Source organism: Pantoea sp. (assembly GCF_028283705.1).
In the GTDB taxonomy this organism is placed as follows: domain Bacteria; phylum Pseudomonadota; class Gammaproteobacteria; order Enterobacterales; family Enterobacteriaceae; genus Pantoea.
In genome coordinates, this window is sequence record NZ_JAPWKD010000015.1 from 446046 (window position 1) to 460762 (window position 14717).

Sequence of the window (14717 nt, forward strand, 5' to 3'; positions counted from 1 at the left end):
TGGACATTTGCAACGATTAACCGTTGCATTTTAAAACCCAGTAAACAACATGTTATTAACAGGTTAAATTTATGCCAATTAACACACCGAATTTATCTTTAATTACTGTGGCTGATCATATTCAGACAATCACAGCACCAACCAAGCAAGAGCAGAAACTAAATATTCTTCTGACAGATATTGGTAGCGCTATTGAAAAATTACAACCTGATCCCCGACAAGCCTATCAGTACTTGGATGAGGAATTATCTTCTTATGGAGAGCAAAATCGTTATAACCGTATTGAAAATGGACTAAAGGAAATCAGAACACCTTTTCCTGCAGCGATGGCTAAACTTTCTGAGAGTTACGTTAATATTTTGGCAAGCATGTATCAATCTAAAGTAATCTCCGGGATGGAAGTGCAATCTCATTTGATAAAATTACTTCCTGAGGTTTTTACTGGCTGGAATGAGCCTATGTCAGAGTTGTTTGCGAAGTTATTGGTGGATAGTTTAGAAAGTTCCCCTATTGCAATAAAAGACATGATAAAAAAATTAAGTGAGGAAATGCCAGATGCAACTAATGCTGTGATTGATTTGCAGAGGAAAATGACCGCGTATCAAAGGATTTCCGAGCGAAGCGCCAATTCCTCAATGCACGCAAATAATGCCAACAATATCCTGGTTACTAATGGGTTAATGAAAGATAACTTTGCAAAAAAATCTTCAACAAAAAGAGTAAGCATTCAAGACAAGTACAGCGCTCCTGAAAAAATGGCTGATGAATTTATGAAGTATAAAGAAAAGATTCATAAATATGCAGATAGAATGTCCGAGAGAAGGAGAGGTATTGATCAGGCAGCAGGATTAATTTATCAGCAATCTCTTATTAACCGACAGGTTGACAAGCAGAGACCAGGAGCATTATCAAGCGCGATAGCGGGTTGTGTTAATACGATTATGCATGAAGGTTTATATGAGCATGGGCTAAAGAACCTTGAGAGCACGGCAAGAGACGCTGCATTGGCGGATGAGAAAGCTGCCGATTATGCAGCCAAAATTGCATATCGTGAATCTCAGGAAACGTTTAACATAATGGAACTTGCTGGAGATGTTGCGGGTCTTGTTGACATAGTAACGTCAATCACATCCTTTGTTAAAGAATGTAATATTGAAACGTTGATTGCTGAAGGCCAACTTAAACAATCAATGGATCATGAAATGAAATCAGAAAAACAGGAAAGGATGCAGGAAAAAGAACGAGAAAAGACCAGGGGAATACAAATAATAAATATTAAAAATGATATAAAAAAATTAGAGAAAGTTGTGAGTGAAATTGATAGCGCCTTGAAAAAAGGACTTAAACTTCATGGGTTATCCCGACTTATAGGCTTAAGAGAAATAGTCGTAGGTGCCATTAAAAATTCCAATACTCTGGTAATAGCGATGGAGGATCCACAGAAATTAAGAGAGGAAAAAAAAGTCAGTGATGAACCTATCGAAGAGCTACCAGAAAATATACAGAACGAATTTGAGAAGCAGGAGGAGATTAATGCAGCAATTTCAAGCCTCACCCTGGAATCTGCTACGGATGATGATAGTGATACCGAAATTGTACGATTGGAACCCACGGCAGAAGATTTGCAAAAAGCCCATGTCAGGCCGATGATCGTTGATGACGAACAAGGTGGGAAAAAAACCATCTATGTTGGCTTGACAAATGACGAGAGTGTTCCGACCTATAAATTTAATGAGGAAACGGGACAGTTTCTTCGGGATGGCAATCATGTTGATCGTACCTCGGGGAGAGCTATGCGCCTTCCGGGTGGGTTTAATCTGTTACCTTATCAGAAACAACAACTTCGCGAATATATGAAAAAGGATAACGCGAGTTTTGCAAAACTGGATAATGATCAATTAGATAAATATATTGATAGCATCCCCTCTGCTAGCGCTGATTCTTTTTCAAATATGAGGGCATTTTTGACCCGCGCGAAAAATGGCAAAGAAGCCAGTTGGGTAAAAGAATATCAGCCGGTTAAGGAAACTGTTGGACATGACACTATATCTCAAGTTCAACCTAAGATCAGAAGGGATAAGATAGAAGTTGATTCTGAGGCTGGTCCGTCAACGAAAAAGAAAAAGATAGCATTAACTGAGGGTGGATCACATTCTGTACTACCAAGATCAAAAACATCTACATCAGGTGCATTAAATGCTCCGTTCAGTGGAAGGCCGCGAGCAAGTGCAAGCTCCACACGTGGTGAGCCAGTTGCATCTGCACCGGAACAGGTCATTATGGCAAAGAATAAATCAGGGGAGGAATTTATCAAGTATAAACTTCAAAAACATGAATGGCCTGAGAAAGTTATCCATTTCACAACGCATGATTCATCGGTAATGATAAACAGCGATAATTATATTAACGCATCAAATAAAGTGAGAGGGCATAATACTGACAAAGTAGGTGGTTTTTTCGCTACGACTCTCACACCAGAAAATAGCACCGAGGAAGAAATCATCAGACAAGTCATAGGAACAAACAGCTTTGGCGGCCGTTCAAATAGAGCTAAAAAACTCTATCAAATTGATACCAGCAGATTACCTGAAGGGACTAATATTTGGCGAGTTTCTTATAGCAAGGATGTATTTATAGTTGAAACGCCTAGTCTTGATAAATCTCTCAGAATTGATCCAATTAAAACAGCAACTAATGCAAAAAGCGCTGTGATTTGGAAGGGAGAGTTTGATAAATACGGGAAAGAATAGCACGGATACAGCGTAACATTGTGGCGTAATAAATTTCGTCGCAATGTTAACATTTCCGGTGTATTTTATGAGTTTTTTATGATGATGAATTTCAATCAGTATATATATGCTATGGTAGCACTTTACACAAAAAAATCGGCTAATTTATTTATCATGTTATGAGGTGAACACTTGGAAACCAGTACAGCTAAAGTCGTTGGCAGTGGTAATCCCATCATTGCGCCCATGAAAATTGATAGTAGTAAAGGCAATCAGGTTTCAGTAAGGGAGATATCAAATGAGGTTGTTGAACCTCTTAGTCAGGTCGCCACCACAGCTTCCATCATTTCCCCCAATGATTGTTTTAAAAAAGTCATTTCTTTCTTCTCTATGCTTAATGTTCTCCACATTGAAACGCATAAAACACCCTTTTTGACCACGATTCATTTACTGGAACAACAGTATAAAAACAGCGAAGCCTTCAGGATATGTTTTGAAAAAGCCTGCCAAAAAATAACCTATGCAGACTATAAAGCTAAAAAACACTTTGCTCAAATATTGCATGCGTTTAATGACTATGAAAAAGAGTTCAAAGATAATGCAACGAGTCTAGAAGTGGCTTTATTCGTTACGATGCAAAAAATTATTTCCTATGGTTCAGGCTCGCTTAATATCGAGTCGATAAAGCGTGCACTGAGTCAGAGTGACGATCAGACCATTGCGCAAGTGTTAAGGGATCTGGAAAGCCGTTGCCTGGATAACTTTCTGCGCGTCGAAACGAAAGACTATACCCCTGATGCCTATGCTATTGGTCTTTGCAATTCCCCTTTGGATCAAACCCTGCTGGAAATTAAAGACCTGATTAAGAATTACAATCCTGAAAATAAACCGGTGGTGCTGCTTTTCGATTTCGACGATACCATCAGTATTGCGAGCCATCGGTTTATGGGGATATCCAACAAAGAGTGGGCTGACAGGGAATTCGACAAGACGGCGGAGAATAAAGAAGCACACATACGGGACATTTTTCTCTCGGTTTGTGATGGGCGAGCCTATGTTGGTTTTATTTCATCGCGTTCTTTCATTGATGGTGCACTTATCAAGTTGGTCGAGTTTTTATTCACGAAAGAAATTGCGGGCGCTTTATGGCATGAAAAAGCAGATCTTACTGACAGCTGCGTTGATTTTGATGGCACAGCAAAAAAAGACGTTACTTTGTTACCGGATGGCAAGACCCGTTCGTGGTGCTATAAAGATAGAGTCTACCTGACATCTCAAACACCTAAGATTGATATCATCAATGATATTGTGAATAAACTCGCCATCCAGCACGGCGTTAAATCGAGTGATTTCTTTGTCGCGTTTTGTGACGATGATGGCGGGAATCATGAAGTCGCGCGTAATGCTTTTAAACAGATGAAATGCGAAGAAACTGAAAGCTATGAGCTTTTATCGGTGCAAACATTCCCGCATGAAATGGTCGAGGAAGTTTATGTCTACCGGGATGCCGTGGAGGATGAGTCCCTGGCTTGATCCGCAACGCCGAACAGGCGTCGCGACGTTAATCCCAGATTAATTATTATGGGGCTTTCGTAGCGGCGTGATTTATCGCGCATTGTCCAGCCATGATGAGGGAAAACACGCGTGATAAATCACGCCGCTACGGGTGAGGTGCGGTCCGGGGCGTGTGCGGATAACGTATTTAACATAATATACATTGTAGGTACTTTTGTATGGCAACAGAAAAGAACGATAACCAGGGGAAACTATTCTCACCACAGATTGTCTTTAAGCCAATGCCTGGCCTTTCGTGTCAGGCATCAAGCCTGCAATGGGCATCGAAACGTGGAAATCAATTTATATTAAGGATGAACAAATGAGTATCTTCAAAAACCTGGCAGCATTCTCTCTGTTTGTGCTGAGCATGTCAGCGCTGGCTGGCACAACACCTCAAACCATCTCCGTCATCAGCCATGGCAAATCCGTTGCGTCCTTTAAGGTTCCTGCCAACACTAAAATTGAGATCTCGGCAGATAAACAACAAGCGGACAAATTCACCGGAAACGCCAAACTCTCACTGACCTTTCCCTCAGGCGAAGTCATGAACATTGAAGCTGATGAGCTGGCAATCGCCGCCACCGCCAGCTGATTTTGACCCGGTAATAAAAAACCAGCTGATGCAGCTGGTTTTTTTATCTGACAATTACCAGCTGACGGGCTTCAGCTGCATACCATGGTTACCCCGGTAATCCGGTGATACCGGCGATGTCCAGTTAGCCAGCAACTCAGCCTGCGGTTTGTAAATTTCTACCCCCAGCGGACGGCAAACTTTCAGCGTATCTTCCGCTTCGTCGCCCCACATCGGTAATGACAGATCGCCGCCCGGACAGGTGGATAACGCACACAGCAGGTCAATCTCAGCGAAGAACTCCAGGTAATCGCCCTTTTTCGCCGGACAGGCTTTCATAAAGTATTGGTCATTGTCGTTCAGGCCGGTGCACTGGAAGACATTCATCACATCGTGAACATCAAACTCAGTCAGACCATACGGCTGCACTGCACGCACCAGATTGGAATGGCAATGGAAATCGAAATCTTCACCGGTTAGCAGCTTGTTGACGTAAGGATCGCAACGCGTTCCCAGCAAATCATGCACCCGGCCACCATCGCTGTCGATGCCATAATCCGCCAGCGAATCGGCGGTAATGGTCGCCATCGGGCGGATAAACGGTAAATTGGACCACAGGCGATCGTAAGTCGAAAGATGCGCGCGTTGTAGCTGCCGTGTGCGGGACACCCACATTCTCTCGCGTGGATCGCGGCGGTTCCAGATATTCAAATCCCCGACCTGCGGACCTTCCGGCGTGGTAATACGGAACAGATGCCCGGCTGGCACTTCCCAGGCAAAACCGGTACGAATCGGGATCAAATGGGAGGCGGTAAGCTCACGCGGTCCCTCGGCCAGTGCCTGATAAAACTGGCGATCAACATCTAATGCAGAGCCGGATGTGCTCTGGTAAGCGGCAGGATAATTCGACATCAGTATGATTCTCCATGAGAAATAGGATGACTAAAAGTGGTGGTCAGCTGGCGTTCGGAATAGTCGAGGTAATCAATGAGCGCCTGGCATGCGGCTGCGGTTTGATGCTCGCCCAGCAATGTCAGGATCTGACGATCACGGGCAATCCACGGCAGCTGAAAATCACGCTCGCCAGCACCGCTGCAAAACAGCAGACGTAATTGCGCCAGCAAGACGCTGAAAAAATCGTTAAATCTGGAGCAACCCAACATCTGTACGATGCTTTGATGAAAACGCAGGCTATGGGTACCCACGCTGCGCCACTGCTCCCCGGCCGCCGCCTGGGCAGCCTTGTCCAGATGCTGTGCCATGCGCGTCAGATGAAAGTCACTAACTGGGCTGTTCACGGTCAGCGCCAGTACTTCCAGATGGCGGCGCGCTTTGAAAATATCGCGTACATCACGCTTATCCAGCTGGCGAACAAACACCCCGCGATTCTGGTGATAATTCACCAACCCTTCGCCGTGTAAGAAACGCAGCGCTTCCCGCAGCGTATTGCGGGAACTGTCACATAACGCCGCCAGTTCGATTTCACCCAGCGCCTGCCCGGCCACCAGGTTGCCGCTGATAATATTTTCCCGCAGCAGAATCGAAATGCGCTCGAACGCGGGCAAGCCAGATAAATCAATATGTTCAGGTATTTCAATGGTTAAGGTTCGGGTTTCCCCGGATATTCCTTTCATATGCTGACCTCAGGCCGTGGCCATATCATCGATAAAGCGCGAAATCCGGTGATCGCGCATCTGGCGAATCTCTGCGGGTGAGGCATCGATCTGAATACGCCCCTGCTCCATAAACACCACCCGGTCTGAAATGGCGAAAGCAAACTTCATCTCATGGGTGACGATCAACATGGTGATCCCCTCCTCTGCCAGCTTTTCAATCACCTGCAGGACTTCGCTGACGCGCTCGGGATCAAGTGCCGATGTCGGTTCATCAAACAGCACCACCGCAGGCTTCATGACCAGCGTACGGGCAATGGCCACGCGTTGTTGCTGACCACCGGATAACTGATGCGGATATTTGGTGGCATGTTCCAGCATTCCCACTTTATCCAGCATCGCCAGGCTGCGTTGATGCAGGTCCTCACGGCTGTCCAGATTGTGCAGACGCGGTGCCAGCAGCAAATTTTCCAGCACCGTTTTATGCGGGAACAGATTAAACCCCTGGAACACCATGCCGAGACGGGTAATCTGCGAACGGTAAGGTAAGGCATTCTCACGCTGTCCTGCCTCGATAAACGCCTGACCCAGCAGCTCTACGCTGCCCTGGTCGAGTTTCTCCAGCCCGTTCACCGTACGGATAAGCGTCGTTTTGCCCGAGCCGGAAGGACCAATAATCGAGATCACCTCGCCAGGTTTCACGCTGAGGTTGATATCGCGCAGCACCGGTTTATCGTTAAACGCTTTGCTGATCCCGCGTAATTGCAGAATCGGTTTGGCCGATGCGCTGTGGCTTTTGCGCGTCAGTGCCTGAGGTGTCGGTAAGCTGGCGCGTGCCTGCTCGGCATCAAACGCGGCCGGAGTCCGATTTTGTACATCCCAGCGGCGTTCGAGCCAGCCAAACAGACGCTCAAACACGGTGACAATCAGCACGTAATAGCAGGCCACCGCGAGCATGGTTTCCATCACCTTGAAGTTGTCGGTGTACAGACGCTCGCCCACCATCAAAATCTCGGACAGCGAAATCACCGATACCAGTGACGTCATCTTCACGATGGTAATAAATTCATTCACCAGGGTGGGCAGCGAGATACGCAACGCCTGCGGAATAATGATGCTGAGGCGGATCTGGGTGGTGTTTAATCCTAACGCCCTTCCCGCTTCAAACTGCCCGCGCTGGACTGATAACAAACCACCGCGATGGATCTCCGCAATATAGGCGGTCTCACTGATGATCAGGGCCAGCAGGCCAGCGGCAAACGGGTTGGACAGCACGCTGCTGGTCGCCGGAAAAATTTGTGGCAGGTTAAAGATAAAAATCAGCAGCACCAGCAGTGGCAGGCTGCGGAACAGCCAGATATAACAGCCAGCAACATTGCGTAGCAGCGCATGGCGCGACTGCTTTGCCAGTGCCACACCCAGCCCCAGAACGATCCCTCCCAGCCAGGTCAGCACGCTGAGTTGTACCACCAGCCAACTGGCCCGCCAGAAGTCCGCGTAATGAAATAAACTTATCAGGTAAGGCCAGTCAAATTGCATGCTTCCTCCAGGGCGATCCGTTATTTACAGCGTGCCAGCCAATGCTTTGGTGATTTCATCCGCGTCCGGCATTTGCAGGTTGTACTTTTGCAACAGCGCACGATAGCTGCCATCACTCACCTTCTGCGCGAATGAGGTTTTCAGTTCGTTCAGCAGCTGCGGGTTGTCCTTATTTACCGCCAGGCCGACCACTACCGGATAAATCATCTGGTGGGAAGAGATTTTCAGACGCTGCCCGGTCTTTTCGACCGTCGCTTTTGCCACCGCAGCATCTTCATATTGCACATCCACCGCTGACGACAGCAGCGCCTGAGTGGCTTCCGGTGAAGTCGGGAACTCGCGTACCGAAATGGCACCCAGCCCTTTCGGCTGGCAATAGTCCGTTGACACTTTATTCAGACGCGCAATCCAGGCACCGCCTTTGATCGAAGCGACGCGTTTGCCGCACAGATCTTCCGGCTTTTCAGGCGCAAAGCTGGAACTGGCGGTGACCAGCAAAGAACCCCCGGTTTTCATATACGGCAGAAAATCCACCTGCTGTGCACGCTCTGGTGTGACATAGAGTGTTGAAGCGACAACGTCGAACTTATCGCTCTTTAAGCCGAGGATCAGGCTGGCAAAACGGGTGTCCTTCACCACCGGTTTCAGTTTCAGCGGCGCGGCGATCAGATCAATAAACTCGGCATCAAAACCGGCAGGTTTATCCTGTTTTAAGAAGTTATACGGCGGATACGTCAGGTCCGAGCCAATGGTCAGGCTGCCAGGCACAAGGGTGGCAGCCTGCGCGACGCTGAAGAACACAGGTGCTGCAAGACAGGCCATGCGTAACATCGTTTTCATAGTGGAAAGCCTCTGGTGTTGTTTGTTCAACAATGTATAAGCATTAAATGTGCCAATATTATGTTTTGTGATTTTCCAGTGGATCACATGCCGCAGGGAGGATCTTGTTACGATGGATTGAACCAGAATGGGGCAAAAAAAACGGGCGATGCACCAGCATCGCCCGCTCGGGGAAGGAAAGGATCAGGTTATTTGCCGGCAAATTCCGCAAAGGCCACTAACTGGCGCGCGAGGAAACGTTTGGTGTCCGCATCGACCAGCATGCCATCCACCACCTTATGGCCGACATCGCCAATCATCGCTTCCGGCTTATTCAGCACTTTGGCATCGAAATAGGCGAGGATCTGTCGCAGATGCAGCTGCGCGCGCACCCCACCTAATTTACCCGGCGAGGCAGACTGAATCAGCACGGGCTTTCCGGCCAGCGGTTGCGGATTGACACGAGACAGCCAGTCGAGGGCATTCTTTAGCAAGCCCGGAATAGAATGGTTATATTCCGGGGTGATGATCACCAGGCCATCAGCCTCGGCGATATGTTCTGCCATGGCGACCACGGCCGCAGGAAACCCTTCCAGTTCCGTGTCCATGCTGTAATGCGGGAATTCCCCCGGCGACCCCAGCGCGGTAAAAACCACGCCCTCGGGAGCCAGTTCCGGTAATGTGCTGGCAATCGCCGCATTGACCGATCCGCTACGCAGGCTACAGGTCAGGGTGACAAACTTCAGAGGGTGATTATTCATGGTTCACTCGCTATGTAATGGGGAAATCTAAGCGATTATCAGCAGGAATTAAAAAAAAAGTAAGTTATACAGATGGATAGCTATACAAAGATATAATGGATCCTTCAGCAAAAAGTCACACCCGCTACCTCACACCTCATTCAAATTATCTGAAAGACTCCGCCAGAGATCAGGTATTCAGTTCCCCCTGCCATGTGCTTACAATTTACCCAATCGAAGCATCAGCTTCCCATGAATTGAGCGACACAGGAAATTATCATGAAATATATCAACATTTTTGCCACCAGCATGACGCTGCTATTCCTTTCATTCTCAAGCTTTGCACAAGCCCACGGCACACCGTTGGATGATGCCCAGGCTCGCGTGGTAATGCAGTCTAAAGAGGCTGGCGCATCGTATAAAATCGACAGCGCACGTTATGTGAACCACATCGAGCCTGCTGCTGAACTGATCAGCTACACCCTCGAATAACCCCCGCCATACGCCGTCGTTTCTGCGTGCCTGCGACTATACTGTTGCGGGGGTTAACACCCTCAGTGCCGCTACTCATCAGCTCAAAACAATCCTTAACTGATAGGAGTCTGTTCTATGGCTTTTGTAACGACGAAAGATGGCGTGAATATCTTCTTTAAAGACTGGGGACCTAAAGAAGCTCAACCGATTGTCTTCCATCACGGCTGGCCATTAAGCGCCGATGACTGGGACAATCAGATGTTGTTCTTTCTGGCAGAAGGATTCCGGGTTATCGCGATTGATCGGCGCGGTCATGGCCGGTCGGATCAGGTCAGTGAAGGACATGATATGGACCATTACGCGGCAGATGCCTCAGCTGTAGCTGAACATCTTGACCTGCATAATGCGGTGCATATCGGACATTCCACCGGTGGCGGCCAGGTCGCACGTTATGTCGCCCAATATGGACAGCCACAGGGCCGCGTCGCCAAAGCGGTGCTGATTAGCGCGGTACCGCCTCTGATGTTGAAAACACCGGATAATCCCGAGGGTACACCATTAGAGGTGTTTGATGGCTTTCGTGCTGGGCTGGCGGCGAATCGCGCGCAGTTCTATCTGGATGTGGCTTCTGGTCCGTTCTATGGCTTCAACCGTGAAGGCGCGCAGGTTTCCCAGGGCACGATTCAGAACTGGTGGCGTCAGGGGATGATTGGCGGGGCTAAAGCACATTACGATGGTATCAAAGCCTTCTCGGAAACCGATCAAACGGAAGATTTAAAGGCGATAACCGTCCCGACGCTGGTGATGCAGGGCGATGACGATCAGGTGGTGCCCTATAAAGATGCCGCATTGCTACAGGATGAACTACTGCAGGACAGCACATTGAAAATTTATCCCGGCTTTCCCCACGGGATGCACACCACCCATGCGGATGTGATCAACGCTGATTTGCTTGCCTTTATACGTGCCTGATTGACCTTCTCTCCTGAACCAGTCCGTTCCGGGCTGGTTTATCCTTCCCGACCCTTCTGCCATTTTGTGATGCAGTTCATGGACTTAAGGCGGGAGCGAGTTTCTCTATGTTCGTGACAGCAAATTTTATCTTTGGCCCATCTGATTCCGCTAACGTAGCGCCATAACGCATGCAGTGGAGGAAATGAGATGGATAAGCTGTTGTATGGTGTGGCCTATTATCGCGAATACTTGCCTGAGGAACGGCTGGATGAAGACATCCGCCTGATGAAGGCTGCCGGTATCAATGTGGTGCGCATTGCCGAGAGTACCTGGAGCACTTTCGAACGGCACGACGGGGAATTTGATTTCTCCAGCGTGCTCACCGTGCTGGACCGCATGCATGCCAGCCAGATTGCGGTGATTGTCGGCACCCCCACCTATGCGATACCGGGATGGCTGGCAAAGAAACACCCGTCCGTGATGGCGACCACACCCCAGGGCGTGAACAAATATGGTCATCGCCAGAAGATGGATATTACCAGCCCCATCTATCTGCGTTACGCCGAACGGATTATCCGCGCATTACTGCGCGCCACGGCGCAGCACCCCGCAGTGATTGGTTTTCAAATCGACAACGAAACCAAGTATTACGATACCTGCGGTGCGCATGTACAGCGTGATTTTGTGCAGCATTTGCAGCAGCGGTTTGCTGGCGATCTCGACCGCCTCAATGCGGAGTTCGGGCTGGATTACTGGAGCAACCGTATCGACGCCTGGGAAGACTTCCCGCCGCTGGAGAGTACCATCAATGCCAGTCTCGGCGCGGCTTTCCAGCAATATCAGCGTCAGCTGGTTGAACAATTCCTTGCCTGGCAGGCTGAACTTGTCAGCGAATACCGGCGGCCAGAGCAGTTCATCACCCATAACTTCGATTTTGAATGGCGCACCTGGTCTTATGGACTGCGTGGCGAGGTCGATCATTTCGCCGCTTCTGCCGCGCTCGATATTACCGGCGTCGATATCTATCATCCCAGCCAGCATCAGCTGACCGGCGCTGAAATCGGCTTCGCCGGTGATATCGCCCGCACCACCAAAGATAACAATTATCTGGTGCTGGAAACCCAGGCGCAGGCCTTCAAAAACTGGACCCCTTATCCCGGGCAGCTGCGCCTACAGGCGTTCAGCCATATTGCCTCGGGTGCGGCGATGATCGGTTACTGGCACTGGCATTCTCTCCACAACGCCTATGAAACCTACTGGAAGGGCTTGCTCAGCCATGATCTGCAACCCAACCCGATTTACCATGAGGCGCAACAGATTGGTCAGACACTGTCCCGGCTGTCGCCGCAACTGGCCGGATTAAAGAAACAGAATCGGGTGGCGCTGCTGGTCAGCAACACCTGCCTGACCGCCATTGACTGGCACCCGTATCAGGGACACCAGTTTGGCCGTCACAAAGAGCATCAGTACAACGATCTGTTCCGCAGCTATTATGATGCCCTTTACCGGCTGAATATCGAGGTAGATATTCTCACCGTTGACGACCCGCGCATCAGCCGATATCAGTTACTGATCGCGCCACTGATGTACGCCGTGTCTGATGACGTGCTGCAACGATTAAACCGGTTCGTGGCTGACGGCGGTCATGTGCTGTATTCGTTTAAGTCAGGTTTTGCCAATCAGCACCTGAAAGTGCGTCATGAACGCCAGCCGGGCGTGATTCGCGAAGCGATTGGGGCCAGCTATCAGTTGTTTGTCGAACCGCATGACGTCACCTTGCAGTCGGATGTGCTGGACCTGCCCCCGCAGGCAACCCGGGTTGATCACTGGATGGAGCTACTGGAAACGGAGAACCCGAATGCGGAAATATGGGCGCGTTATCAGCATCCTTACTGGGGCAAATATGCCGCCATCGTTCACAATCGATTTGGCCGTGGCAGCGCCACCTATATCGGATGCTGCATCAGCGAGGGCGCGCTGAAGAGCGTGTTATGTACGCTGCGCCAGCGACTGGGATTGGCCGATGACGCTGAAGGCCACCGCTTCCCGGTGGTGGTTAAACGCGGCACCAATCGTGCCGGTAACACCGTGCTGTTTTATCTCAACTTTAGCAGCCAGCCGCAACAGGTCACTCTGTCATTCACGCGTGGACGGGAATTGTTGCGTCAGCGGCACTGGCAACGCGGCGAGACACTCACGCTGGCCGACTGGGATGTAGCGATTGTTGAACTGGAGGAGGCACAATGAAAACCGCTACCCCGACGGATGACTTGCAACGCATTGGCCTCGCTGAACGCCTGGCCTTTGGCATCGGTGATTATGGCACCAACCTGACTTACACCCTGATGGTGACCTTCCTCGCCTATTTTTATACCGATGTCGTTGGAATTTCCGCCCTGCTGATTGGCTCGCTGATGTTCTTCGCCCGGGTGCTGGATGGGGTGATCTGTATCTTTGTCGGTATCCGCATCGATAAAACCCGTTCGCGTCTCGGCAAAGCGCGTCCCTGGGTACTGTGGACCGCACTGCCTTTTGGTTTGTCGGCCTTTTTGATGGCGACGGTGCCGAACGTCAGCGATAGCCTGAAGGTGACTTATGTGTGTATCACCTACCTGCTGGCAAACATTTGTTTTACCGCCAATAACATCGCCTATGGTTCACTGTTGGCGTTGATCACCCGTGATGCGTACCAACGCGGCATCCTGAGTGTGTTCCGTAAAGGGCTATCGACCTGTGGCTCGCTGACAGTCGGCGTGTTCACCCTGCCGCTGGTCGCGCACTTCGGCAACAGCAGTACCTCCTGGATCATCGTGTTTGCCATCTTTGGCTTCTTTACCGCGCTCTGTCTGTTCCTGACGGCGTTGGGCACGCGTGAACGTGTCCAGCCGGTGCGCAGTGACAACAGCCAGCGTATCAATGCACGTCAGGTGGTGAGTTCCATGCTGGCGAACCGTTACTGGCTGATGATCTTTTTCTATCTGCTGATTACCTTTACCAGCCTGACCGCACTCTCCGCCGTGGGGGTATATTATTCGAAATACATTCTGCGCGATGTCTCCCTGATTGCTTATATCAGCATGGCGCAATACATCCCTGGTCTGCTGACCCTGATGATCATCCCGCTGTTACTGAAAAAACTGGGTAAGCGGCGTCTGGCGATGCTGGGTTTACTGGTCTGCTCGGTCGCCTATCTGATTCCGTTGCTGAATAAACAGGATGCGTTGTTTGTGATCATCGCCACTGCCGTGCGCAGCGTCGGCTTCTGTGGCATCGGGGCCACCATGTTTGCCTTGCTGGCCGATACCATTGACTACGGCGAATGGCGTACCGGGTTACGTATTGAGGGCATTTTGTTCAGTGCCGGTACCCTCGGGCAGACGCTGGGCATGGGGTTAGGTACCGCCAGTGTCGGCTGGGTGCTTGGCGCAGTCGGATTTGTCAGCGGCGGCAATGCCGTACAATCAGCGTCAGTGCTGAACACTATCGAGTTTCTGTTTATCTTTTTCCCGCTCTTGCTGGCGCTACTCAACTTCGGCCTGCTTTATTTCTACAAACTGGATGATTTCTATCACCAGGTGGCACAGGACCTGGCAGCGGGCCGCTATCAGCAAAATAACCCGGTCATGACGCCGGTGGTTCGGGAGCCGCTACAACACTAAAGTTGCGCCACGCCGCAAAAGCGCCCTCTGCTCAGCGATTCTGACGGGGGGCGTCGTTATAC

The 14717-nt window shown here is 49.8% G+C and carries 12 protein-coding genes; 7 read left to right on the top strand and 5 right to left on the bottom strand.

Going from position 1 to position 14717, the window contains the following annotated elements; translation table 11 throughout:
* The first annotated feature begins 71 nt into the window (after nt 1-71).
* From PW844_RS14780 to PW844_RS14790, 3 genes are all read left to right on the top strand, one after another.
* Nucleotides 72-2750, top strand: coding sequence for a hypothetical protein (locus PW844_RS14780; protein WP_299453066.1), 2679 nt, complete (start codon nt 72-74; stop codon nt 2748-2750).
* Nucleotides 2751-2921: 171 nt separating this feature from the next.
* Nucleotides 2922-4262, top strand: a complete 1341-nt coding sequence (locus PW844_RS14785) for a hypothetical protein (RefSeq protein ID WP_299453068.1) — start codon at nt 2922-2924, stop codon at nt 4260-4262.
* A gap of 343 nt (nt 4263-4605) precedes the next feature.
* Nucleotides 4606-4878 carry a hypothetical protein gene (locus PW844_RS14790; protein ID WP_299453070.1) on the top strand — a complete coding sequence of 91 codons (273 nt, stop codon included), beginning with the start codon at nt 4606-4608 and terminating at the stop codon, nt 4876-4878.
* Between the two features lie 54 nt (nt 4879-4932).
* On the opposite strand, the gene PW844_RS14795 is transcribed toward PW844_RS14790, so the two are convergent.
* The 5 genes from PW844_RS14795 to PW844_RS14815 form a co-directional block, all read right to left on the bottom strand.
* The gene (locus PW844_RS14795) at nt 4933-5769 is read right to left on the bottom strand and encodes a DUF1989 domain-containing protein (protein WP_299453072.1); all 837 of its coding nucleotides are present in this window, start codon (nt 5767-5769) and stop codon (nt 4933-4935) included.
* Nucleotides 5769-6491 (bottom strand): GntR family transcriptional regulator, encoded by a 723-nt coding sequence (locus PW844_RS14800; RefSeq protein WP_299453074.1) that lies wholly within the window; start codon nt 6489-6491, stop codon nt 5769-5771. The genes PW844_RS14795 and PW844_RS14800 overlap by 1 nt, the downstream gene beginning before the upstream one ends.
* Nucleotides 6492-6500: 9 nt before the next feature.
* A complete protein-coding gene (locus PW844_RS14805) occupies nt 6501-8009 on the bottom strand; it encodes an amino acid ABC transporter permease/ATP-binding protein (protein WP_299453076.1) in 1509 nt (502 codons plus the stop codon).
* A 24-nt stretch (nt 8010-8033) separates the two neighbouring features.
* Nucleotides 8034-8849, bottom strand: coding sequence for an ABC transporter substrate-binding protein (locus tag PW844_RS14810; protein ID WP_208715070.1), 816 nt, complete (start codon nt 8847-8849; stop codon nt 8034-8036).
* 188 nt (nt 8850-9037) lie between these two features.
* Nucleotides 9038-9589, bottom strand: a complete 552-nt coding sequence (locus PW844_RS14815; RefSeq protein ID WP_299453081.1) for an NADPH-dependent FMN reductase — start codon at nt 9587-9589, stop codon at nt 9038-9040.
* A 258-nt stretch (nt 9590-9847) separates the two neighbouring features.
* Between PW844_RS14815 and PW844_RS14820 the strand changes: the two genes are divergently transcribed.
* From PW844_RS14820 to PW844_RS14835, 4 genes are all read left to right on the top strand, one after another.
* Nucleotides 9848-10060 (top strand): DUF1471 domain-containing protein, encoded by a 213-nt coding sequence (locus PW844_RS14820; protein WP_299453084.1) that lies wholly within the window; start codon nt 9848-9850, stop codon nt 10058-10060.
* A 117-nt stretch (nt 10061-10177) separates the two neighbouring features.
* Nucleotides 10178-11014: an alpha/beta hydrolase gene (locus tag PW844_RS14825; RefSeq protein ID WP_299453087.1), complete on the top strand. Its 837-nt coding sequence runs from the start codon at nt 10178-10180 to the stop codon at nt 11012-11014.
* Between the two features lie 189 nt (nt 11015-11203).
* Nucleotides 11204-13243, top strand: coding sequence for a beta-galactosidase (locus PW844_RS14830; RefSeq protein WP_299453096.1), 2040 nt, complete (start codon nt 11204-11206; stop codon nt 13241-13243).
* Entirely contained in the window at nt 13240-14655 is a 1416-nt protein-coding gene (locus PW844_RS14835; protein WP_299453099.1) for an MFS transporter, read from the top strand. The genes PW844_RS14830 and PW844_RS14835 overlap by 4 nt, the downstream gene beginning before the upstream one ends.
* Nucleotides 14656-14717 lie beyond the last annotated feature (62 nt).